The sequence below is a fragment of the Patulibacter minatonensis DSM 18081 genome, from assembly GCF_000519325.1.
Classification (GTDB): Bacteria; Actinomycetota; Thermoleophilia; order Solirubrobacterales; family Solirubrobacteraceae; genus Patulibacter; species Patulibacter minatonensis.
In genome coordinates, this window is sequence record NZ_KI912613.1 from 1,470,740 (window position 1) to 1,491,814 (window position 21,075).

19 protein-coding genes are annotated in these 21,075 nt (G+C 74.8%); 4 read left to right on the forward strand and 15 right to left on the reverse strand.

Annotated elements, in window-relative coordinates; genetic code table 11:
* The first annotated feature begins 60 nt into the window (after nucleotides 1–60).
* Nucleotides 61–906: a helix-turn-helix transcriptional regulator gene (locus tag PATMI_RS0106705; protein WP_036725385.1), complete on the forward strand. Its 846-nt coding sequence runs from the start codon at nucleotides 61–63 to the stop codon at nucleotides 904–906.
* A 10-nt stretch (nucleotides 907–916) separates the two neighbouring features.
* Here PATMI_RS0106705 and meaB read toward each other — a convergent pair whose 3' ends face one another.
* The 4 genes from meaB to PATMI_RS0106725 all read right to left on the reverse strand — a co-directional run bounded on the left by meaB (nucleotide 917) and on the right by PATMI_RS0106725 (nucleotide 4,472).
* Nucleotides 917–1,924, reverse strand: coding sequence for a methylmalonyl Co-A mutase-associated GTPase MeaB (meaB, locus tag PATMI_RS0106710; protein ID WP_026910317.1), 1,008 nt, complete (start codon nucleotides 1,922–1,924; stop codon nucleotides 917–919).
* Nucleotides 1,925–2,059: 135 nt separating this feature from the next.
* Nucleotides 2,060–2,860: a hypothetical protein gene (locus PATMI_RS0106715; RefSeq protein WP_026910318.1), complete on the reverse strand. Its 801-nt coding sequence runs from the start codon at nucleotides 2,858–2,860 to the stop codon at nucleotides 2,060–2,062.
* A 120-nt stretch (nucleotides 2,861–2,980) separates the two neighbouring features.
* On the reverse strand, nucleotides 2,981–4,033 hold the full coding sequence (locus PATMI_RS0106720; RefSeq protein WP_026910319.1) for an NAD(P)-dependent alcohol dehydrogenase: 1,053 nt from the start codon (nucleotides 4,031–4,033) through the stop codon (nucleotides 2,981–2,983).
* Nucleotides 4,034–4,241: 208 nt separating this feature from the next.
* On the reverse strand, nucleotides 4,242–4,472 hold the full coding sequence (locus tag PATMI_RS0106725) for a hypothetical protein (protein ID WP_157260651.1): 231 nt from the start codon (nucleotides 4,470–4,472) through the stop codon (nucleotides 4,242–4,244).
* Between the two features lie 128 nt (nucleotides 4,473–4,600).
* Here PATMI_RS0106725 and PATMI_RS0106730 point away from each other — a divergent pair, with 128 nt between their 5' ends.
* Nucleotides 4,601–5,545, forward strand: a complete 945-nt coding sequence (locus PATMI_RS0106730; RefSeq protein WP_026910321.1) for a DUF7064 domain-containing protein — start codon at nucleotides 4,601–4,603, stop codon at nucleotides 5,543–5,545.
* A 78-nt stretch (nucleotides 5,546–5,623) separates the two neighbouring features.
* On the opposite strand, the gene PATMI_RS34050 is transcribed toward PATMI_RS0106730, so the two are convergent.
* The 5 genes from PATMI_RS34050 to PATMI_RS0106755 form a co-directional block, all read right to left on the reverse strand.
* Entirely contained in the window at nucleotides 5,624–6,205 is a 582-nt protein-coding gene (locus PATMI_RS34050) for a DUF892 family protein (RefSeq protein ID WP_026910322.1), read from the reverse strand.
* A gap of 40 nt (nucleotides 6,206–6,245) precedes the next feature.
* Nucleotides 6,246–7,022 (reverse strand): sulfite exporter TauE/SafE family protein, encoded by a 777-nt coding sequence (locus PATMI_RS0106740; protein ID WP_026910323.1) that lies wholly within the window; start codon nucleotides 7,020–7,022, stop codon nucleotides 6,246–6,248.
* Nucleotides 7,023–7,060: 38 nt separating this feature from the next.
* Nucleotides 7,061–8,455: an MBL fold metallo-hydrolase gene (locus PATMI_RS28045; RefSeq protein WP_051471150.1), complete on the reverse strand. Its 1,395-nt coding sequence runs from the start codon at nucleotides 8,453–8,455 to the stop codon at nucleotides 7,061–7,063.
* On the reverse strand, nucleotides 8,452–8,805 hold the full coding sequence (locus PATMI_RS0106750) for an ArsR/SmtB family transcription factor (RefSeq protein WP_051471151.1): 354 nt from the start codon (nucleotides 8,803–8,805) through the stop codon (nucleotides 8,452–8,454). Before PATMI_RS0106750 ends, PATMI_RS28045 begins: the two co-directional genes overlap by 4 nt.
* Before the next feature lie 98 nt (nucleotides 8,806–8,903).
* A complete protein-coding gene (locus tag PATMI_RS0106755; RefSeq protein WP_026910325.1) occupies nucleotides 8,904–9,614 on the reverse strand; it encodes a DsbA family protein in 711 nt (236 codons plus the stop codon).
* Nucleotides 9,615–9,814: 200 nt separating this feature from the next.
* Here PATMI_RS0106755 and PATMI_RS0106760 point away from each other — a divergent pair, with 200 nt between their 5' ends.
* Nucleotides 9,815–10,963: a TDT family transporter gene (locus tag PATMI_RS0106760; RefSeq protein WP_026910326.1), complete on the forward strand. Its 1,149-nt coding sequence runs from the start codon at nucleotides 9,815–9,817 to the stop codon at nucleotides 10,961–10,963.
* 49 nt (nucleotides 10,964–11,012) lie between these two features.
* Here the strand turns inward: PATMI_RS0106760 and scpA are convergent, their stop codons facing one another.
* The 3 genes from scpA to PATMI_RS0106780 form a co-directional block, all read right to left on the reverse strand.
* Nucleotides 11,013–13,340, reverse strand: coding sequence for a methylmalonyl-CoA mutase (gene scpA, locus PATMI_RS28050; RefSeq protein ID WP_084269745.1), 2,328 nt, complete (start codon nucleotides 13,338–13,340; stop codon nucleotides 11,013–11,015).
* Nucleotides 13,337–15,598 (reverse strand): methylmalonyl-CoA mutase family protein, encoded by a 2,262-nt coding sequence (locus PATMI_RS38165; RefSeq protein WP_051471152.1) that lies wholly within the window; start codon nucleotides 15,596–15,598, stop codon nucleotides 13,337–13,339. Before PATMI_RS38165 ends, scpA begins: the two co-directional genes overlap by 4 nt.
* A gap of 296 nt (nucleotides 15,599–15,894) precedes the next feature.
* Entirely contained in the window at nucleotides 15,895–17,295 is a 1,401-nt protein-coding gene (locus PATMI_RS0106780; RefSeq protein WP_026910328.1) for a hypothetical protein, read from the reverse strand.
* Nucleotides 17,296–17,576: 281 nt separating this feature from the next.
* On the opposite strand from PATMI_RS0106780, the gene PATMI_RS0106785 reads away from it, so the two are divergent.
* Nucleotides 17,577–18,506 carry a lysylphosphatidylglycerol synthase transmembrane domain-containing protein gene (locus PATMI_RS0106785; RefSeq protein WP_245604123.1) on the forward strand — a complete coding sequence of 310 codons (930 nt, stop codon included), beginning with the start codon at nucleotides 17,577–17,579 and terminating at the stop codon, nucleotides 18,504–18,506.
* A gap of 359 nt (nucleotides 18,507–18,865) precedes the next feature.
* Here PATMI_RS0106785 and PATMI_RS0106790 read toward each other — a convergent pair whose 3' ends face one another.
* The 3 genes from PATMI_RS0106790 to PATMI_RS28060 all read right to left on the reverse strand — a co-directional run bounded on the left by PATMI_RS0106790 (nucleotide 18,866) and on the right by PATMI_RS28060 (nucleotide 20,990).
* Nucleotides 18,866–19,252 carry a hypothetical protein gene (locus PATMI_RS0106790; protein WP_026910330.1) on the reverse strand — a complete coding sequence of 129 codons (387 nt, stop codon included), beginning with the start codon at nucleotides 19,250–19,252 and terminating at the stop codon, nucleotides 18,866–18,868.
* Nucleotides 19,253–19,394: 142 nt separating this feature from the next.
* Nucleotides 19,395–20,174: a hypothetical protein gene (locus tag PATMI_RS0106795; RefSeq protein ID WP_026910331.1), complete on the reverse strand. Its 780-nt coding sequence runs from the start codon at nucleotides 20,172–20,174 to the stop codon at nucleotides 19,395–19,397.
* A gap of 9 nt (nucleotides 20,175–20,183) precedes the next feature.
* Nucleotides 20,184–20,990 carry an ABC transporter ATP-binding protein gene (locus tag PATMI_RS28060; RefSeq protein ID WP_051471153.1) on the reverse strand — a complete coding sequence of 269 codons (807 nt, stop codon included), beginning with the start codon at nucleotides 20,988–20,990 and terminating at the stop codon, nucleotides 20,184–20,186.
* Nucleotides 20,991–21,075 lie beyond the last annotated feature (85 nt).

The following is a 21,075-nucleotide window of genomic DNA, read 5'->3' on the forward strand; positions in this document are numbered from 1 at the left end:
CGGTCCCCTGGGTGCGACAGGGCCAGGGAGCGTCTCGTCGGCGGGCATAGGATCCGGGTGATGCCCTCCGCTCTCGGCGACTTCCTCGTGGCCCGGCGCGCCGCGCTGCGGCCCGAGGACCTCGGCCTGCGCTCCGCGGGACCCCGCCGGGTCGCCGGCCTCCGGCGCGAGGAGGTCGCGGTCCGCGCCGCCGTGAGCTCCGACTACTACACGCGGCTCGAGCAGGGTCGCGAGCTGCACCCCTCCGCGGGCGTCCTCGACGGGCTCGCGGAGGCCCTGGCGCTCGACGCCGACGGGCGCGCGCACCTCTACGGCCTGGCCGGGCTCGCGGCGCCGGTGCTCGCGGCACCGCGCGGGACGACGGTGGCGCCCGAGCTCCTGATGCTGCTCGACGCCTGGCCCGCGACGCCGGCGCTGATCCTCGACGACGTCCTCGGCGTCCTCGCCGCCAACGCCCTCGGCGACGCGCTCTTCGCCGGGTTCGCGGCGCCGCGGAACCTCGTCCGGATGCTGTTCCTCGACCCGGCCGCCGCGGACTTCTACGTCGAGTGGGACGTCGCGGCCCGCTCGACGGTCGCGTCGTTGCGTGCCGCCGCCGCGCCCGGCGACCCGCGGCTCCGGGAGCTCGTCGACGAGGTCGCCGCGGGCAGCCCGGCGTTCGCGTCGCTCTGGGCCGCGCACGACGTCGGCGTCAAGCGCCGCGACGCGAAGCTCCTGCACCACCCGCAGGTCGGCCGGCTGCGCCTGGCGTTCGAGACCTTCGACGTCCGGAGCGCGCCGGGCCGGCAGCTCGTCGTCTACCAGGCGGAGCCGGGCAGCCGGAGCGCCGAGGCCCTCGACCGGCTCTCGGGGCTGGTCGACGACGGGGCGGTGGTCGGCACGGACCGGGACCGGCCGCCCGGCTGAGCGGGTCGCGTTACTGCACCGTCGGCGCGTCCGCCCCGAAGCCGGCCTCGAGCACCCGCGCCGCGGCCTGCGGGACCGTCGCGGTCGCGTTCGTGACGGCGTCGCGGGCCTCGGACAGCGCGTCCTTCACGCCCGGCCGGCCGTGGAAGGCCGCGAGGACGACCTCCTCGACCTGCTGCCCCAGCCAGCCGAGCTGCTGGTCGGCGCGGCGGCGCTCGAGCTGGCCGGACGCCTCCATGTTCGAGCGGTGCTGCTCGACGGTGTCCCACATCTCCGCCAGGCCGATCCCCTCGGCGGCGCTCGCGGTGAGGACCGGGGTCTTCCAGCCCGGTGTGGCCTCGGGGAGCATCCGCAGGGCGTGGCGGTAGTCGCCGGCGGCGCGCTTGGCGGCCCGCACGGCGTCGCCGTCGGCCTTGTTCACGACGATCAGGTCCGCGACCTCGACGATGCCGCGCTTGATGCCCTGCAGCTCGTCGCCCGCACCGGGGACGAGCAGCAGCATCACGCAGTCGACGAGGTCCGCGAGCTCGGCCTCGCTCTGCCCGACGCCGACGGACTCGACGATGATCACGTCGAAGCCCGCGGCCTCGCAGAGCACCATCGCCTCGCGCGTCCGCCGCGCGACGCCACCGAGCACGCCCGACGTGGGGGACGGCCGGATGAACGCGTCGTCGAGGACCGACAGCCCCTGCATGCGGGTCTTGTCGCCGAGGATGCTGCCGCCCTGCCGGGTCGACGACGGGTCGATCGCGAGCACCGCGACCTTGTGGCCCCGCTCGACGAGCCAGACGCCGAGCGCCTCGATCGTCGTCGACTTGCCGGCCCCGGGGACGCCGGTCAGCCCGATCCGCCGCGCCGCGCCGGTCCTCGGCAGGAGGCGTGCCATGACCTCCTGCGCGAGGGTCCGGTCGGACTGCAGGCGGCTCTCGGCCAGGGTGATCGCGCGCGAGAGGATCGCCCGGTCGCCGGCCAGCAGGCCGGCCTCGAGCTCGTCGACGGTGGGACGCGGGCGGGCCATGGAGCCGGGACGCTAGCCGTCGGCGGCGACGGGTGCGGGGCCGCGGGGCGCGGGCAGCGCCCGGACGGCCGGGGCGACGCGCGCCGCCGGGGACCCGCGCCATCGGGGCGCGCCCCGCGGCCCGGCGGTCCGGGGCTAGTGGGTCCCGGTCATCTCGGCGCGGACCGTCGTCGTGCCGTCGGGGGACCACGACCACGTCGTCCGGTAGCGCCCCTCGTCGTCGTCGTCGATGTTCTCCTCGGTCGCGATCGACAGCGAGGTGCGGAGGCTGCGGTCCCCGGCGGGGGTCGACGGGTAGCGCCGCGCGACGCCGGCGTACCCGTCGGCCGTCCCGGAGCCGGAGAGATAGATCGCGCCGGTGGCCTCGTCCTCGCCGGCGATCCCCACGTCGTCGGGATCGTCGACGCCGATGACGACCGTCGACCCGTCGGCGATCCAGCCCACGACGTTCCCGCGCAGGACGCGCAGCTGGTCGACCGAGCCCTCGCGGTCGCGGGACCCCTCGGCGTCCTCGGCGGGGAGCGCCTTGCGCCGATCGAGGAACCGGGCGCCGCTGGTGAGGTCGATCGCCGAGACGCGGCGGGCGCGCGCCGGCGTGCCCGTCGCGTGCTGGGTCCACGCGGCGGTCTGCCCGTCGAGGCGGATCCGGCCGACCGGCCTCCGGCTCAGCAGCCGCGTGTCGGGCCGGCCGGACGCGTTCCCGATCGTCGTGCAGCCGTAGGTCCGCCCGTGCGTCCGCCAGATCCGCGACGACCCGTCGTCGGTGCGGCTCGTGGCGAGGGTGCTGCCGGTCCTCGGGCACGGGGCCGAGGCGGCGGAGGCGGCCCCCGGCGCGGTCAGCGCGACGGTCCCGGCGATCGCGACGGCGACGCGGGCGAGCCGCCGGCGGACGGGCGGTGCGGTGCTGAGGCCGGTCGGCGGGCGGCGTTCGATCATGCGCCGAGGCTACGGGGCGCCGGCGCGGCGCCCGACGTCGGACGCGTCGCCCGCGGTGCGTCATCCGTCACGGTGCACCGCCGGGCGGGCCCGCCTCGGCGGGCGCGCCTCGGCGGGCGCTCAGCCGTCCAGCTGCGCCGTGTCGATCACCACGCGGTACCGCGCGCTGCCGTCGGCGATCCGCTCCCACGCCGTGGCGACCTGGGCCGGGTCGGCGTCGATGCGCTCGATCTCCGGCCGGACGTCGTGCTCGGCGCAGAAGTCGAGCATCTCCTGGGTCTCCCTGATGCCGCCGATGCCGGTGCCCGACAGGCTCTTGCGGCCGGCCAGCAGGTACACGGAGTTCAGCGTGGTCGGGCCGTCGGGGAGCCCGACCGTCACGAGGGTCCCGTCGACGGCGAGCATCCCGACGAACGCGTCGGTGTCGATGCCGGCGGAGACGGTGTTGAGGATCAGGTCGAACGTGCCGGCGAGGCGCTCGAACGTGCGCGGGTCGTTCGTGGCGTGGGCGGTGGTCGCCCCGAAGCGCCGGGCGTCGGCCTCCTTCGCGAGCGTGCGCGACAGCACCGTGACCTCCGCGCCCATCGCGGCCGCGAGCTTCACACCGACGTGGCCGAGGCCGCCGAGCCCGACGACGGCGACCTTCGAGCCCGCCCCGGCCTTCCAGTGGCGCAGCGGCGAGTACATCGTGATGCCCGCGCAGAGCAGCGGCGCGGCCTCGTCGAGCCCGATCTCGTCCGGGATCCGCACGACGTACCGCGACTGGATCGTGATCGACCGGCTGTACCCGCCCTTCGTGATCGACCCGTCGTAGTCCTTCGTCGAGTAGGTCATGACCATGCCCTTGGAGCAGTACTGCTCGAGGTCGTCCTCGCAGTACCGGCACTCGCCGCAGCTGTTGAAGATGCAGCCCACGCCGACGCGATCGCCGACGGCGAAGCCCTCCACCTCGGGGCCGACCTCGGCGATCGTGCCCGCGATCTCGTGACCGGGGACCATCGGGAAGATCGACGAGCCGCGCTCGTCGTGGCCGTAGTGCAGGTCGGTGTGGCAGATGCCGGCGAACGCGATGTCGATGCGGACGTCGTCGGGACGCAGGTCGCGGCGCTCGATGACGGCGGGCGCGAAGGCGCTGCCGGCGGAGGCGAGCTGGAGGGCGGCGGTGGTCGACACGGGAGATCCTCGGGGCGCTGGTGGGGTGCCGCACGTCACCGACCGGGAGGGGCGGTGACGACGCGGACCGGAACGGCACCGGTCGGCGCGTTCCACGGAGAGCGTGTCAGGCCCGTCCGGTCGTGCCGCCCGTGAGGGCGGGCGGGGTGATGCCCGGCGTCGCGTCGTACGTCGGGAGCGGCCCCGGGGAGCGGCGGTCGCGCCGGGCTCAGGACTCCTGCGCCCCCGGGATCTCCGGGTCCGGCGGCAGGTCGGGGTCGGGCGGCAGGTCCGGGTCCGGCGGCAGGTCCGGATCCGGCGGCAGGTCCGGATCCGGGGCGGGTCCGGGCTCGGGCGGGAAGTCCGGGACCGGCGTGTCCGGATCGAGCGGCGGCAGGTCGGGCGCCGGGTCCGGGTCGGTCGTCGGCTCGACCGGCAGAGGGACTTCGAGGACGGACATGGCCTCCGGGTACCCGCAGGGCCGCGGCACGATCACGCGGGGCACCGTCTTCCGGCGACTGTCGGCCTCCCCAGCCGTGGCCGGGGACCCGTGCGATCGGGGCCGATCGGCGGAGGTAGCGTCGGGCCATGTCGACGTCCGCCACCACCCTCACCCAGGCCGCCAAGGACTTCCCCGCGGAGCACGCGTACCGCCACGAGATGCGGGAGGGCTGCCGCGAGTCGCTCGCCCACATGGTGATCTTCCCCGACATCGGGATGGCCGGTTTCATCTACCCGACCGTCCTCAGCGACGGGACGGCGAAGGGCCGCGCGACCCTGTTCGGCCCGGGGCTCGCGGAGCCGATCCACGAGGAGATCCAGCAGCAGGTCCCGCCGGAGCTGGGCTTCGAGGACTGGAGGACCGGTCCGCTGACCATGTCGGTGAAGCAGCCGCACGAGCAGGTCGACATCGCCTGGCACGGCGAGCGGATCCACCTCTCCGGGCACTACACCGCGCTCCACCCGCCGTACGCGTTCAGCCTGCACCCCGACGGCAACCCGCCGTACTACGGGGACGACCGCACGGAGCAGCACGGTCGCTTCGTCGTCGACGAGCTCACCGTCGACGGGAAGTCGTACGAGCCGGGGGAGAGCCACCTCGTCCGCGACCACTCCTGGGGCCCGCGGGTCTGGGGCCTGAACCAGCACTACAAGTGGTTCCACGCCATCACGGAGGACTGCTCGATCCACGCGTTCGAGATGCAGTCCTTCGGGCGCACCGAGGTCCGCGGGTTCCTGTGGCGCGACGGCGAGCTGCACCACCTCGTCGGCTTCGACACCGAGTTCGTCTTCAACGACGAGATGCTGCAGACGTCGTTCACGGCGAAGGTCACCGACGACGCCGGCCGCACCGCGACGGTCACCTGCGAGGCGTTCGCGAACACCCAGCTGACGTTCGTCCCCGGCGTCTACCTCAACGAGGCGGCGGTCACCCTCGACATCGACGGAACGAAGGGCACCGGCTGGTGCGAGTTCTGCTTCAACCGCGACTACTTCGACTTCGCGAAGGAGCACGTGCAGACGTACGGCTGAGCGACGCGGCCCCGGCCGGCGCACGCGTCCCGTCCCTCCACGACCTCGAGGGACGGTGGGGTGCCGCGGACCGGCGGGTCATCCGTCGTCGGGCCGCCGGGACGGGATCCGCTTCGAGGCGAGGGCGAGGCTCAAGACGTTCTCCCAGTTCCGGGTGATCTTCGCGGCCATCGCCCGGTCGTCGACCAGGCACGCGTGCGCGACGCGGGCGGTCTCGACGTCGCCGGCGCGGGTGGCGAGGCGCTCGAGGAGCTCGAGCAGCGCGATCTCGAGGTGTTCGTAGACGAACGCGTCGCGGGCGTTGGCGCCGTGGTTCTGCCCGCCGATCGCGCCGAGCCTCGCGCGCGCCGCCGCGCCGGCCGCCGCGGCGCCGCGTGCGAGGCGGCCGAGCGGTCGCCGGTCGAGCTGCTCGAGCCGCCGGAGGAGCGCCCGCTCGTGCGCCGCGGTCTGCGTGCGGTGCTCGCCGAACGCGCCCAGCATGTTGTCCAGGAGGTCGACGACCTCCGCCATGTCCGGGTTCCGCTGCTCGGCCTCCACCGCCCGGAGCATCGGGTCGAACATCCGCAGGGCGGCCGCCTTCATCGCGTGGACGGTGCGCAGCTGCTCGATCATGAGCGCCTGCTGCTCCGCGATGCCGTGGGTGGTCGTGGTGGTGCTCATGCGGGAACCTCCGGGGTCGGGGTCGGGGTCTGGGTCCGGCTCAGCTGCCCGGAGGCCCGCCCAGGGCGAGGGTGTCGATCAGGAGGAAGATCGCGACGGCGCCGACGACGAGGGCGAAGCCCTGGCCGAGGGCGCGTTGCGGGAGCCGGCTGCCGACCAGGCTGCCGATCAGGGCGCCGACCATCGTGCCGCCGGCCAGCGCGGCGGTGATCGGGACGTCCAGGGTGGTGCCGGTGACGACGTGGCTGGCCAGGGCGGCGAGGCCGGTGAGCGTGATGATCACCAGCGACGTTCCGACGGCGCGACGGAAGCTCATGCCGAACCAGAGCGTGAGCACCGGGACGATCACGAACCCGCCGCCGACGCCGAAGAACCCGGTCAGCAGACCGACCAGGCCACCCGCGACCAGCAGCTTGCCGAGGGGCACGTCGGGGCAGGGAAGCTCGTCGCCGGCCTGCTCGGAGCACGCGCGCCTCCAGGTCATGATCCCGGCGATCGCCATCACGGGCACGAAGGCGAGGATCAGCGCCGGGCCGCTGACCTCCTGGTTCAGGATCGTGCCGAGGAGCGATCCGGCGGCGGCGGGGAGCGAGAACAGGATCGCCAGGCGCCAGCAGACGTTGCCGCCGCGCGCCGGCGCGCCCGCACCGACCGAGGCGGCGAGCGCGACGACGATCAGGGACGCGGTCGAGGCGGGCGTGACGTGCTCGCCGAGGACGTAGACCAGGACGGGGAGGGCGAGGATCGCGCCGCCGCCCCCGACGGTCCCGACGATCAGCCCGATCACCAGGCCGAACGGGATCGCCAGCAGCGTCACCGGGTCCTCCCGCCGCGGCGCGCGGGCCGGGTCGGCATCTAGGCCGGCGTCTCGGCGGTGCGCAGCTCGTGACCGAGACGCCCCCACTTCGGGACGCCACCGTCGACGACGTGGACCACGTCGCGTCCGCCGTGGCGGACCACGAGGCTCGCGGCGGTCGCCGCGCGCTGGCCGGAGCCGCAGATCACCGCGACCGGGAGGTCCGGATCGAGGTCCTGCGGCCACGACGTGATGTCGTGCCAGGTCGTCAGCGCCGAGCCGGGGATGTGGCCGGCGTCGTACTCCTCCGCGTCCCGGACGTCGAGGATCTGGAGGTCCGGCGTCGCGGCCCAGTGGTCCTCGAACGCGTCGAGCGACACCCGCTCGATGGTCCCGACAGGGCGCTTCTCCTGTCGCCACGAGGTCATGCCGCCGTGGAGGTAGCCGCCGAGCTTGCGGATACCGACGGCGAGCGCGAGCTTGCCGGCCCGGTGGCCGTCCTCGTCGTCGCGGCCGATCAGGACGATCTCCTGCTCCCGGTCCGCCAGCCACGCCAGCTTGGACCCGAACCCTGCCCGGTGCATCGGGGCGCAGATCGCGCCGGGGATGTGCGCCTCGTCGAACTGCAGGTCCGTGCGGACGTCGACCAGGAGCGCGCCCGCGGAGCGCTTGAGCTCGACCTGCTGCGGGGTCAGCGGCAGCAGCTGCACCCCCTCGGTGACCAGTGGCCCGCGGTTGAGCTCCACGATCGCCTGGAAGTTCGGCGGCTGCGGGCCGAGCTTCGCCAGCGCCTGGTCCACGAACTCCTGCTCGTCCTCGATCCGGAGCGTCGGGTTGGCACGGCGCTCGTAGCCGATCGTCGAGGACACCTTCATGTCCATCCCGGGGCCGCCGCACATCGAGCCGCCGAGGTGGCCGGGCCAGACCTCGACCTCCGGCGGCAGCACCAGCAGCCGGTCCTTGAGCGACCGGAAGATGCCGCGGGCGCCCTCGGCCTTCTCGATCGCGAGGTCCGGACGCGCGACGTCGTTCACGAAGAGCGTGTCGCCGGTCAGGACGGCCCACGGCTCGTCGCTGCGCTTCGTGTCGATGAGCGCGAAGGCGGTGTGCTCCGGCCGGTGGCCGGGGGTGTGGATCGCGCGGACCGTGAGGCCGCCGAGCGCGAACTCGTCGCCGTCGTCGAACGGCTGATGGTCGTAGGACGGCACGGCGAGCCGGTGCACGTGGATCGTCGCCCCGGTCGCGACCGCGAGACGGCCGTGGCCGGAGACGTGATCGGCGTGGTTGTGGGTCTCGAAGACGTGCTCGATCGACACGCCCATGTACCGCGCGAGGTCGAGGTACTCGTCGATCTCGAACCGGGGGTCCACGACGGCCGCGACGCCCTCCTGCTCGTCCCCGATCAGGTAGCTGGCGCACCCGAGATCGTCGTGGGTGATCTGGCGGAAGATCATGCGGTCTGCTCCCGGGTGGCGGGATCGAGGATCTCCGCGAGCTCGTCGAGGTGCTGGCGGAGACCGCCGCAGACCAGCTCGCAGATCGCGAAGACGGATTCGTCGGCGATCGCGTAGTACACCGTCGTGCCCTCCTTCGTGCGGGACACGATCCCGGCGCGATGGAGGATCCCCAGGTGCTTGGACGCGTTCTGCTGGGTGGCCCCGAGCGCCTCGCGGAGCTGTCCGACCGACGCCGGGCCGTCGCGGAGGTGGTCCAGCAGGCGGATCCGCGTCGGATCGCCGATGACGCGGAAGCGCTCGGCGATCACCTCGGCCAGCGCCTCCGGGATCGGATGGGTGAACTCCATGAAGCAACTATACAGCTACACAGTTGTATTGCAATCTCGGCGTGTCATGGGCCTCGGCGTCGAGCCCGGGCCCACGCCGCTCGCCGCCGGGGAGGACCTCAGCGCGAGCACGCCCCGGCCCGCGAGACGGCCCGGGCGATGGCGTCCACGTCGTCGGAGGCGCCGACCCGCTCGGCCGCGGTCGAGCCGCGGGCGACGACGTAGACCGAGGGGGTCGCGTCGGTGCCGAGCCGCGCGACGAGCCGGTCGTCGGCGGCCGCGAGCGCGCGGCGGTCCGACGACGCGCGGGCGGGGGTCCGGGCGGCGGACGTCCCCGGAGCCGCGTCGGCGACGCTCCGGAGGAGCGACGGGGTGGCCCACTCCTCCCGTGTCGATCCCTGGTTCCAGAACGCCAGCTGCACGAAGCCCCAAAAGCGACCGTCGGCGGCGAGCCCGTACGCGGTCCGGCGCGCGACGGCGCCGTCGGTCGTGCCCCGCGCGGCGTCGCGGAAGTTCACGAGCACCATCCGCAGGTTCGCGCGGCCCGTCCGCACGAGCCGCCGGACGATCTCGGGCTGCGTCTCGATCGCGTGCTCCTTGCAGCTCGGGCACTTCAGGTCGGACACCTCCACGATCGTCGCGGGGGCGTCGCGGCGGCCGAGCACGGTTCCCCGTCGGCCGAGTCCCCGCAGCAGCGCGGTGGTCTCGTCCGCGCCGCGGATCACGACCCCTCGGACCATCGTCCGCGACCCGTCGGCCGCAGGGTCCCGCTTGAACGACCCCGCCGCCACCACCCCACCGACGACGAGCACCACGACGCCGAACGCCACGACGAGCAGCCGCAGGCGGCGGCGAGCGTCGGACGGCGACGGTCGGTCGCTCCTCGCCGGAGGGCCCGTCGGCGGCGGGCGGCGCGATCGATCCATGTCCGGCGCGTGCCCGGCCGCCGGCCTCCGAAGCATTCCGTTCAGGCATATGAGCGACGCCGGAATGACTGGTGGACGGGCGTCTCGCAGCGCACGCTGTCTCCATGGCCACCACGACGAGCGCCCACCGGATGACCACCCAGCGCACCACGTCGGGCCGCACGTTCCTGCGCGAGCTCGAGCACCGCGGCGAGACGTTCGCGCACATCGGTCCCAACTGGTTCGCGTCCGTCATGGGCACCGGGATCGTCGCCAACGCCGCCGCCCTCCTGCCCCGCCAGGTCACCGGACTGCACGAGTTCGCCGTCGGCGTCTGGGTGATCGCCGCTCTCTGGCTGGCCGTCCTGACCGCGATCACCGCGGTCCACTGGATCCGCCACACCGACAACGCGAAGGCCCACGCATCGAACCCCGCGATGGCCCCCTTCTACGGCGCGCCCCCGATGGCGCTGATGACCGTCGGCGCCGGCGCGCTGCTGGTCGGCCACGACGTCATCGGGCAGCCCGCCGCGATCGTCGTCGCGTTCGTGTTGTGGAGCGCCGGCACCCTCGGCGGCCTGGCGTCCAGCGCCCTGGTCCCCTACTGGCTCTTCACCCGTCGCGAGGTCGGCGTCGAGCACACCTTCGCGACCTGGCTCATGCCCGTCGTCCCGCCGATGGTCTCGGCCGCCACCGGCGCCGCGCTGATCCAGCACCTGCCCGCCGGGCAGGCTCGCGAGGCGATGCTGCTGGCCTGCTACGCGATGTTCGGGCTCAGCCTCCTCGCGTCGCTCGTCATCATCACGCTCGTCTGGGGCCGCCTGGCCTACGAGGGGACCGGACCTACCGCCACCGTCCCCACCCTGTTCATCGTCCTCGGGCCTCTCGGCCAGTCGATCACCGCCGCCAACCTCCTGGGCAACCAGGCACACCTCGCCATCGCCGCGCCGTACTCGACCGGCTTCAAGGCGATGGGCGTCCTCTACGGCGCCCCCGTCTTCGGCTTCGCGATGCTCTGGCTCGTGATCGCCACCGCCCTGGTCGTCCGTGCGGCCCGGCAGGGCCTGGGCTTCTCGCTCACCTGGTGGAGCTTCACCTTCCCCGTCGGCACCGTCGTCACCGGCACCTCGCTGCTGGCGAAGGACACCGGCCTGGACGCCCTGGCCTGGATCGCCGTCGGCCTCTACGTGCTGCTGCTCGCCGCCTGGGGCACCGCCGCCGTCCGCACCGCTCACGGTGCGCTGCGGACCGGCACGCTGCTGCGGGCCGCCTGACGCCGACGACACCTCGGGAGCAGGCGGCCGGCGTCGGAGCGCGGGACGCTCAGCCCGCGGTCCCGGCCTCCGCCTCGGCCGCCGGCGCGGCGTCCTGGTCCGCGACGCCCTGCGGGTCGATCGTGTCGACCGCGGCGGCCTTCGCGGCCGGGCCCTCCGTCGGGACCTCGAGGTCGAGGCGCTCCATCAGGAGGCGCAGCAGGCCGCCGGCCGCCGTGCCGATGACGGTGCCGGGCGGGTAGATCGCGTCGGCGCCGCCGGCGCGCAGCTCGTCGAAGTCCTGCGGCGGGATGACGCCGCCTGCGACGACGAGGACGTCCTCGCGGCCGGCCTCGTCGAGCGCCTTGCGGAGCTGCGGCACGAGCGTCAGGTGACCGGCCGCCAGGGACGACGCACCGACGACGTGGACGTCGGCCTCGATCGCCTGGCGGGCGACCTCCTCCGGCGTCTGGAACAGCGGTCCGATGTCGACGTCGAAGCCGAGGTCCGCGAACGCCGTCGCGATGACCTTCTGGCCGCGGTCGTGCCCGTCCTGGCCCATCTTCGCCACGAGGATGCGGGGGCGGCGGCCCTCCTGCTCCTCGAAGTTCTCGACGAGCGCCTTCGTGTCGTTGAACGTCTGGCTCATCGTGCCGACCTCGCTGCGGTAGACGCCCGAGATCGTGCGGATCTGGGCCGTGTGGCGCCCGAAGACCTTCTCGAGCGCGTCCGAGATCTCGCCGACCGACGCGTGCGCGCGGGCGGCGTTCACGGCGAGGGCGAGGAGGTTGCCCTCGTCGGCGCTCGCGCCGGTGGACTTGCGCCCGGCACCCTCGGTCAGGGCCTCCAGCGCGGCCTGCACCTTCGGCTCGTCGCGCTCGGCGCGCAGCTTCTCGAGCTTCTCGATCTGGCGTGCGCGGACCTCGGCGTTCTCGACCTTCAGGACGTCGATCTGCTCGTCGACCTCGGGCTGGAACTTGTTGACGCCGACGAGGGTCTGCTGGCCGGAGTCGATGCGCGCCTGCGTGCGGGCGGCGGACTCCTCGATGCGGAGCTTCGGGACGCCGGCGTCGATCGCCTTCGTCATCCCGCCGAGCTCCTCGATCTCGGCGATGTGCGCGAGCGCCTTCGTCGCGAGCTCCTGCGTCAGCTTCTCGACGTAGTAGGAGCCGCCCCACGGGTCGATGACGTCCGTCGTGCCGGTCTCCTGCTGGAGGAACAGCTGCGTGTTGCGGGCGATGCGCGCCGAGAAGTCGGTCGGCAGCGCGAGGGCCTCGTCCAGCGCGTTGGTGTGCAGCGACTGCGTGTGGCCCTGCGTGGAGGCCATCGCCTCGACGCAGGTGCGCACGACGTTGTTGTAGACGTCCTGCGCGGCCAGCGACCAGCCGGAGGTCTGGCAGTGCGTGCGCAGCGAGAGCGACTTCGGGTTCTCGGGCTGGAACTGCTCCTGGAGGAGCTTCGCCCAGATGAGGCGCCCGGCCCGCATCTTCGCGACCTCCATGAAGAAGTTCATGCCGGTGGCCCAGAAGAACGACAGGCGCGGGGCGAAGCGGTCGACCTTCATGCCCGCGTCGAGGCCCGCGCGGATGTACTCGATGCCGTCGGCGATCGTGTACCCGAGCTCGAGGTCGGCCGAGGCCCCGGCCTCCTGCATGTGGTACCCGGAGATCGAGATCGAGTTGAACTTCGGCATCTCCTGCGAGGTGAAGGAGAAGATGTCCGAGATGATCCGCATCGACGGGGCCGGCGGATAGATGTAGGTGTTCCGGACCATGAACTCCTTCAGCACGTCGTTCTGGATCGTGCCGGAGAGCTTCGCGACGTCGACGCCCTGCTCCTCGCCCGCGACGATGAAGAGCGCGAGGATCGGCAGCACCGCGCCGTTCATCGTCATCGACACCGACATCTTGTCGAGGGGGATCCCGTCGAAGAGGGTCCGCATGTCGAGGATCGAGTCGATCGCCACGCCGGCCATGCCGACGTCTCCCGCGACGCGCGGGTTGTCGGAGTCGTAGCCGCGGTGGGTGGCCAGGTCGAACGCGATCGACAGGCCCTTCTGGCCGGCCGCGAGGTTGCGGCGGTAGAACGCGTTGGAGAGCTCGGCCGTCGAGAAGCCGGCGTACTGGCGCACGGTCCACGGCTGGTTCACGTACATCGTCGGGTACGGGCCGCGCAGGAACGGCGCGAAGCCCGGCCGGGTGTTCAGGTGGTCGACGTCGGCGATCGCCTCGGAGCCGTACGAGGGCTCGAGGTCGATGCCCTCCGGCGCGGCGAAGCGCAGGTCCTCGACCGGGCGACCGGCGGCCGCGGCGGCGGCGTCCTCGATCGCGGCGGCCGTGACGGGCTCCTGCTCGACGTCGCCGAGGGTGGCCTGCGAGAGGTCCGGGATGCTGCTCATCGCGCGGTCTCCGTCCGGGTGGTGACAGGTCGGTCGAGCGTCTTCAGCGCGTCGCCGAGGATCTCGATCATGTCCACGCCCTGCTTGACGCCGCGGTCGGCGCCGAGCGCCTGGGCCTGCTCGTCGTTCCCGCCGACGAGGTAGACGACCTTCGCGCCCGCGTCGCGCAGCGAGGTGATCGCCGCCTGCAGCGCGTCGTCCTCGGCCTTGGGCCCGCCGGCGACCGCGGCCAGCACGGCGCCGTCGGCCTTGAGGAGCTCGCCCGCGGCGGACGGGTCGTCGAGCGGGTCGGACTGGATCGTGGCGAGCCCGCCGACGCCGAAGAAGTTCTGCGCCCACGTGGCCTGCGCGGCGTGCGCGGCGAGGGGGCCGAGGCCGGCGAGGAAGACGCGCGGGCCGTCGTCGGTGACCTCGGCGCCCTGGACGCCCGAGGCGGTCGCGGGGGAGTCGTCGCCGGGACCGCCGGCGTCCGAGTCGTTGGCGGCGGGGACGTCGGCGGCGTCCGGCTCGCCGCCCGGACCGGCCGGCACCGGCTTCCCGGCAGCCGCGGCGCGCAGCTCCTCGAACGGCTCGGCGTCGCGGCGCGTCGGCAGGCCGGTCGCGTCGAGGTCCGTCACGGGGCCCCAGCCGGCGAGCGTGGCGAGCTCGTCGATCCGGGCGCCCGCCTCGGCGGCGGAGAGCAGGTGCGACAGGAGCTGGTCGCCGTCGGCCTCGTCGACCGACGGGCGGTCCAGGGCGCCGGCGGGCAGGTCGCCGCGTTCGCCGAGGCGATCGTTCTCGGTGCGGACGAACGACGCGCGGTCCACGGGCTCCGGGTGCACCTTGTCGTCGGCCAGCAGCGGGAAGACGTTGACGCCCGTCATCTCGCGCTTCCGGCGCGCGAGCTCACCGCGGCGGCGGTCGGCCTGCTCGGCGAGGTCGGCGGCGAAGGCATCGGCGGTCAGCGCGGCGAGCGCGCCACCGGCGCCCTCGATCTCGGTGACCTTCGACCACGCCTCGCGGGCGAGCGCGTCGGTCAGCGACTCGACGTACCAGGAGCCGCCGGCCGGATCGGCGACGCGGCGCAGCGCCGACTCCTCCTGCAGCACGAGCTGGGTGTTGCGCGCGATGCGGCGGCCCAGGCCACCGGGCGCGGCGGCACCGACCGCGTCGGCGACGACGGCGTCGAACGGCGTGACGGTCAGGCCCTCGGCGCCACCGACCGCGGCCGCGAAGCCGGCGGTCGTCGCGCGCAGCATGTTCGACCAGGGGTCGATGCCGGCGAGCATGCGGTCGCTCGTGCGGGCGGTGAGGAACGATCGGCGGCCCTCCTCGGGGACGCCGGAGAGCTCGAGCACGCGGGCCCAGAGGCGGCGGAAGGCGCGCAGCTTGGCGATCTCGCCGAACTGGTTCGTGCCGACCGTGAGCGTGAACTCGATCTGCGTCGCGGCGCGGGCCGGCTGCAGTCCGGCCTGCTCGGCGGCGCGGAGGTAGGCGACGCCGGTGGTGATCGCGATCGCGAGCTCGCGCACCGGGGTGGCGCCGGCGTTGACGTAGGCGCGGGTGTCGACGGCGAGCGCCCGGACCTGCGGGAACGTCTCGGCGACCTCGGCGGCCAGGCGGCCGGCGGTGGCGATCGCGTCGGCGGGGTCCTGCGGGAGGGCACCCTCGGCGGCGAGCGTGCCGAGCGGGTCGATGCGGAGCGAGCCGATGGCGTCGGCGTCCGCCACGCCGCGGCGGCGCAGCAGGGCGAGCAGGAGCGCGCCGGTGGAGATGGCCTGGGCGCCGCCGTCGACGGCGATCGGGGCGAGCTCGACGAAGACGCCCTCCAGCACGGTCTCGAGGTCGTCGACCGTCGAGATCATCGTGCCGTCGACGCCACGGGTGGCGGCGAACGCGTCGGAGCCGGGGGCGTGGCCGCCGCGCGCGGCGCGGTCGGGGCGCAGCTCGATGGCGGTCGCGCCGCCCTCGAGGTCCTCCATCAGGGCCTTGTTCGCGGCGCGGCGGTCGGGGTGCGCCTGCTGCTGGCGGATCTCCCAGGCGGCCTGGTCCTCGCCCGTGCCGGAGTTCGTGCCCCGGACGAACGGAGCGAGGCCCGGGACGCCGCCCGGATCGCTGGCCAGCGCATCCTCGCGCGTGTAGAGCCAGTTGACCTCGATGCCGTCCTCGGTGCGGGACCGGGTCGGCGTGTCGTCCGGCGCCTTCGCGGCCTTCAGCGCCGCGGCGCGCCACTCGTCGTCGGGAACCGGTGGGAAGTCGGCAGCCAGGGGCTCGGTCATTCGCGGCACTCCATCGAGGGTTGCGACACGGCGTCGCAGACCCGGGACCCTATCCCTCGGCGGTTGCACGATGCACGCCGACTACCACGCCGGGACGACGGCACCCGCGACCGCGCCGCGGTCGACCCCGCAACGGGTGAGGCGCGCCCCCCGGACGGTGGAGATCGGGTCGGCGGGTGCGGCGCGGCCGGGCGGACCCGTCCCCGCCGTGGCGGCGGCACCATCGGGTCCCTGTTCTTCCACGTGGCGCGGCACGGTCCACCGGCCGACGAGCGGGAGCGTCGCGTGCCGGCCGCTCATCGCACCCGCACGGTCCGGCGGACGTCGACCGGCGCGTGGTCGACGCGCAGCCGCAGCCGCAGCCGCGTTGCGCCCATCGGGACCGATGCGTGCGGGGCGACGACCGCGACGGTCCCCCGGCCGCGGAAGGTCCGGGTGGTCGTCCGGCCACCCGCGCGGACCTGGAGCCGCAGCACGCACCGGCCCGCGCAGCGCACGCGGCCGAGGGTCAGCCGGGACCCCGTCCGGGCGGCGACCGCGCGTAGCCGGACCCGCGGCGTCGCCGCGAGCCCCACGGGTGTCCGGGAGAGCGGACCGACGACGACCGCGGGGCCCGCGACCGGGAGCGCCCGGAGCGTCGGGTCGTCCTCGGAGAGCGTCCGCGTGCCGAAGGTCGTCCCGTGGCGCTCGAAGGCGCCGACGTACCACCCGAGCAGCCCGCGGCCGAGTCTCGCGCGGCCCCGGACGGCGGTCGCCAGGTCGTTCACGCTCGCGCGGGAGAGGAGCCGGCACCGCGGCCCGTCCGCGCGCGTCGGGCATGCGCGCAGGCCGGTGGCGACGAGGCCGCCCTGCGGCGCGTCGGGCCAGGTGCCGGGGGTCGCGCGGACGACACCGCCCTCGACGAGCCGGCCCCGGACCGCGGGCGGTACCCCGGCGCGGGCGGGCGGGACGGGGCCGACGAGCAGGCCGAGCGCGACGGTCGGCGACGCCGTCGGCGCGGGGTCCTCCGGCACGGTGCCGAACGGCGGCGGGATCAGCGGCGCGCCGCCGAGGATCGGGTCCGGCCCGTAGTGGTGGTCGACGGCGCCGAAGTACCAGCCGGCGTAGGCCGGGTCGACGGTGAACGGCCCGCCGACCCGGGAGACCGAGCGGCAGTCCGTCGCGTCTGCGGTCCGGCAGGCCCGGACCTCGCCCTGGTCGACGTCGTCGCCCCACCCGCCGCCCCAGGTCCCGGCGACCGGGGTGACGACCTTCCCGATCCGCAGCTCGCCGCCGAGCTGCGGCGGCGTGACGAGCGTCGCCCGGCCCCGCCACGCGGACGAACGCGCGGTGCGTGGCGTGCCGTCGATCGTGGCGGCGACCTCGAACGTCGTCCCCTCCGTGGTCGGCCCGGGCGTCAGGATCCGCTCGGTGCCGATCACCGGACCGCACTCCGGGTCGCACGCCCGCCACGTCACCGGCGCGTCGCGCTGCTCGGTGGTCGCGACCAGCACCGGATCGCCCGACCGGTCGAGCTGCCGCTGGAGCACCGCGACGCCGTAGCCCGGGGGCGGTGGAAGGGGGATAGCGGGGGCGGCCGACGCGGACGTGGTCGCGAGGGCGAGGGCTGCGACCCCGGAGGTCACGGCGACGACGACCCTGGCGGCCAGGGCGGTGCTCCCGACGGGGGCGACGGTCGCGGCGGCCGATGAGCGCATGTCCGCCACGGTACGGCGTCCGCGGGCGGTCGGCGAGCGGCGGTGCGCCCGCCCGCCACACGCACCCGCCGACGTGGCGCGCTCCCGCTCATCCGGGGCGGTCGCCGCCGACCGGGGTACCGTGTTCGCGTCGTGACCGAGCACCGCCCCCAGGCCGCGGCCGCCACCTCGTCGTGACCGACCACCCGTCGCCGGCCGACCCGGCGGACGTCCTGCCGGGTGGCTCGGCCGCGGACACGACCGCGGATCCGACGACCGCCGCGCCCTCGAGGTGGTCCCGCGTGAAGGCGTGGATGGGGCGCCACCAGAAGGGGATCGTCGTCGGTGGGTCGCTCCTGACCGCCGGGATCATCCTGGCGCTCCTGTGGAGCCGGCGGCACGAGTTCGCGACGGCGATCACCGACGCGTCCCCCGAGGTCCTCATCGCCGCGTCCCTGCTCCAGGTCCTGGGCCTCGTCGGGCGCAGCGAGTCGTGGCACCAGGCGGTGCGCGGCGCCGGCGCGCTGGTGTCGCGGCGCGTGCTGTTCCGGGCGTCGGCGATGCAGGTGCTGGGCTCGATCATCAACGGGCAGCTCGGGGTGGCGATGCGGATCGCCGCCCTGCGCCGATCGGCCCCGGAGGTGACGCCGAAGATCCCGACGCTCGTCGCCGCGGAGTTCCCGATCGTCGCGGTGGAGCTGATGTTCGCGGCGCTCGCGTCGTTCACCCTCGTCGGCCCGCTCGGCATCCCGTGGTGGTCGCCGCTGGCCGCGTTCGCGCTCGCCGCGCTCCTGGGCTGGTGGATGCAACGCCTGTCGCACAAGTCCACCCACGACCTCTGGGCCGGGCTGACCGTGCTGCGTCAACCCCGCGGCGCGGCGCTCCTGACCGGCGCCCTCTTCGCGTCGATCATGTGCCAGGTCCTCCGCAACTGGATGCTGCTGCGCGCGGTCGGCGTCGACGCGTCGATCTGGGACGGCGCGGCGGTACTGATCGCCGTCGCCACCCTCGCGCAGCTCCCGACCGGACCCGCCGCCGGTGCCGCGGCCGCCGTCCTGATCCTCGGCAGCGACGGCGTCGCCGCCGCCGCGGCCGCAGGCGTCCTGACCACGGTGACGGGCACCATCGGCGGCCTGATCTTCGCCGCCTGGTCCGGCGCCGACCAGCTGTGGGCCCACCGCCGCTCGCGACGGACCGGGCTGCCGGGGCCGCCGGGGGCCGGGACGGCGTAGGGCGGGCCCACCGACGGTCCCGAGGTCGGGCCACCAGGCTGCCCGGGGTTCGACGTCGGTTCGTCGCGTCGGGCGTGACGGAGGACCATCGGCGTGGGATGGGCCTGGGGGTCGGGTGCGGTTCGTCACGTGGGGCGTGACATCGGACCATCGGCGTGGGATGGGCCTGGGGGTCGGGTGCGGTTCGTCGCGTGGGGCGTGACGTCGGACCATCGACGTGGCGTGGGCCGGAGGTCGGGAGCGGTTTGTTGCGCAGGGCGCGACATCGGACCATCGGCGTGGGATGGGCCTGGGGGTCGGGTGCGGTTTGTCGCGTGCCGTGCCATGGAAGGCCGTCCGCCGCCCACCCACGCCGCGCCTCAGCAGCCGCGCCCGCGCCGCCCGCGCACCGAGATCACGCTCACGCCGTCCCGGACCCGGGCGGCGAACCGCGTCGATCGCGGGTAGCCGGGCGCTCGCCGTCCCTCCTGGACGAGGCACGCCACCTGGTTCCCGACGGTCGCCGACGACACGACCTTCCGTCCGCGGACGAAGGCCGGGACGTGGATCGCGTCCCGCTGGCCGAACACCCCCTCGCCGTCCGGCCACGACGCCCCGGTGTCCTCCTCGGCGCTCGCACGGGCGGAGTAGTCGGGCAGCACGGACACGCGGTCCCACTCGCGCGCGACGACCCCGAGGTCGAACGGCCGGCCCTTCGCCGCGGCGCGCCGGGCCGCGGGGCTCGAACTGATCGTCCTGGTCGGCACCCCCGAGGTCGCGGAGACCCGAGACGGCGGCGACCGCTGCGAGGCCGATGGCGGCGACGGCGGCGAGGGCGACGACCGCGATCACCGCCCCGGCGGCCCGCCGATCCTGGGGCGCTGCGCCACGGGAGAGGACGTCGAAGGCTCAGACCGCCCAGTTGAGGTCGAGCGCCACGACGGATCCGGTCGGGAGCCGGACGCGCAGCTTCGTGTAGAAGAGCCGCCCGCCGTCGGTCTTGATCGTCGTCGCGGTGACCGTCACCTTCACGCGCGTCCGCGACGTCCTCTGGCCCTTCACGACCGCGGCCGTGCCGGTGCCCGTCGCCCTCGACGTGCCCCAGCGCTTCCACGTCATCCCGCGCAGGTCGAAGCCCGTGCCGGACTGCTGCGGCCGGAACGTCTCGATCGGGACGCGACCCCGGACGAGGCAGCGGCTCGGCTTCCGGCGTTGGACCATCAGGACCATGGCGCCGTCGTTCGGGTAGCAGCCGAGCGTCGTCCGGCTCTTCGCGTCGCTCGGGGCGGAGGACGGGGTGCACGCGGCCAGGTCGGCGCCGACGTCGTTCGGGACGGCGGCGTCGGCGCACGACTCCAGCGCCTCGGGCCGGCCCGGGATCACCGGCAGCCACGGCCCCAGCGTCCCCGCGGCGCTGCGGGCGACCACGAACCCGCTGCCGGCCGGCGCGCACCCGGCGGGCAGCGGGTCGATCGGCTGGATCCGCACGTACGCGGCGCCGTCGCCGGAGGCGGTCGACACGAGGTACGCCGAGCAGCGCGGACCGACGGCGGGCGCGGCCCCGAGGTCGCGGTTGACCGCGGCCTCCTCGGCCGCGGTGGCGGGGCGGTTGGCCTGCGCGGCCGGCGCGGCGGCGAGGAGGACGAGGCCGGCGCCGAGCACGCCGAGGGACAGCCTGGGACGGGACATGGACGCAGCCTAGACCGGGCGGGCCTGCGCGGTGACCGGTGTCGTGACCGGCAGCCCCGGCTCGAACCGCACCGCCGGCACCCCGCCCGGACCGTCGTGGGTGACCACCGCGCGGACCCGATAGACGTCGGCGATCAGCTCGGGCGTCAGGACCTCGGTCGGCGTGCCCGTGGCGACGACCCGGCCGGCGGCGAGGACGACGAGGTGGTCGCAGAACATCGCCGCGAGGTTCAGGTCGTGGAGCGCCACCACCGACGTCACCGGCAGCCGGCGGACGAGGGCGAGGAGCTCGAGCTGGTGGTGGACGTCGAGGTGGTTGGTCGGCTCGTCGAGCAGGAGCTCCTGCGGCTCTTGGGCGAGCGCGCGGGCGATGTGGACGCGCTGCCGCTCGCCCCCGGAGAGCGTGTGCCACGACCGCTCCTCCGCGCCGGTCAGCCCGGTCCGCTCGAGCGCGAGCGTCACGGCCTCGCGGTCGCCGGTGCCCTCGGGCCCCCACGCCGTGCGGTGCGGGATCCGGCCCAGGCGGACGACGTCGAGCACCCGCAGGTCGACCTCGGTGGTCGCGTGCTGCTCGACGACGGCGACCCGGCGGGCGACCTCGCGACGGCGCAGTGTCCCGAGGTCCCGGCCGTCGAGCAGGACCGACCCCGAGGATGGACGCCGCACGCCGGCGAGCAGCCGCAGCAGCGACGACTTGCCCGAGCCGTTCGGCCCGAGCAGCCCGAGCGTCGCGCCCGGCCGGACGTCGAGCGTCACGCCGTCGACGATCGTCCTCCCGCCGACGCCCCACGAGACGTCGCGGGCCTGGAGGCTCATGCCCGGGTCCCGTTCCGGCGCCGGGGCACATCGGCGACGGGCGTCGCGGTGGCACGCCCGGCACGACGTGCCGGCCGCGTGGACG

Excerpts from the sequence above, each read along its gene's own strand:
- PATMI_RS0106705 (WP_036725385.1), top strand. The coding sequence starts at position 61 with ATGCCCTCCGCTCTCGGCGACTTCCTCGTGGCCCGGCGCGCCGCGCTG.
- meaB (WP_026910317.1), bottom strand. The coding sequence starts at position 1,924 with ATGGCCCGCCCGCGTCCCACCGTCGACGAGCTCGAGGCCGGCCTGCTG.
- PATMI_RS0106715 (WP_026910318.1), bottom strand. The coding sequence starts at position 2,860 with ATGATCGAACGCCGCCCGCCGACCGGCCTCAGCACCGCACCGCCCGTC.
- PATMI_RS0106725 (WP_157260651.1), bottom strand. The coding sequence starts at position 4,472 with ATGTCCGTCCTCGAAGTCCCTCTGCCGGTCGAGCCGACGACCGACCCG.
- PATMI_RS0106730 (WP_026910321.1), top strand. The coding sequence starts at position 4,601 with ATGTCGACGTCCGCCACCACCCTCACCCAGGCCGCCAAGGACTTCCCC.
- PATMI_RS34050 (WP_026910322.1), bottom strand. The coding sequence starts at position 6,205 with ATGAGCACCACCACGACCACCCACGGCATCGCGGAGCAGCAGGCGCTC.
- PATMI_RS28045 (WP_051471150.1), bottom strand. The coding sequence starts at position 8,455 with ATGATCTTCCGCCAGATCACCCACGACGATCTCGGGTGCGCCAGCTAC.
- PATMI_RS0106750 (WP_051471151.1), bottom strand. The coding sequence starts at position 8,805 with ATGGAGTTCACCCATCCGATCCCGGAGGCGCTGGCCGAGGTGATCGCC.
- PATMI_RS0106760 (WP_026910326.1), top strand. The coding sequence starts at position 9,815 with ATGGCCACCACGACGAGCGCCCACCGGATGACCACCCAGCGCACCACG.
- scpA (WP_084269745.1), bottom strand. The coding sequence starts at position 13,340 with ATGAGCAGCATCCCGGACCTCTCGCAGGCCACCCTCGGCGACGTCGAG.
- PATMI_RS38165 (WP_051471152.1), bottom strand. The coding sequence starts at position 15,598 with ATGACCGAGCCCCTGGCTGCCGACTTCCCACCGGTTCCCGACGACGAG.
- PATMI_RS0106780 (WP_026910328.1), bottom strand. The coding sequence starts at position 17,295 with ATGCGCTCATCGGCCGCCGCGACCGTCGCCCCCGTCGGGAGCACCGCC.
- PATMI_RS0106795 (WP_026910331.1), bottom strand. The coding sequence starts at position 20,174 with ATGTCCCGTCCCAGGCTGTCCCTCGGCGTGCTCGGCGCCGGCCTCGTC.
- PATMI_RS28060 (WP_051471153.1), bottom strand. The coding sequence starts at position 20,990 with ATGAGCCTCCAGGCCCGCGACGTCTCGTGGGGCGTCGGCGGGAGGACG.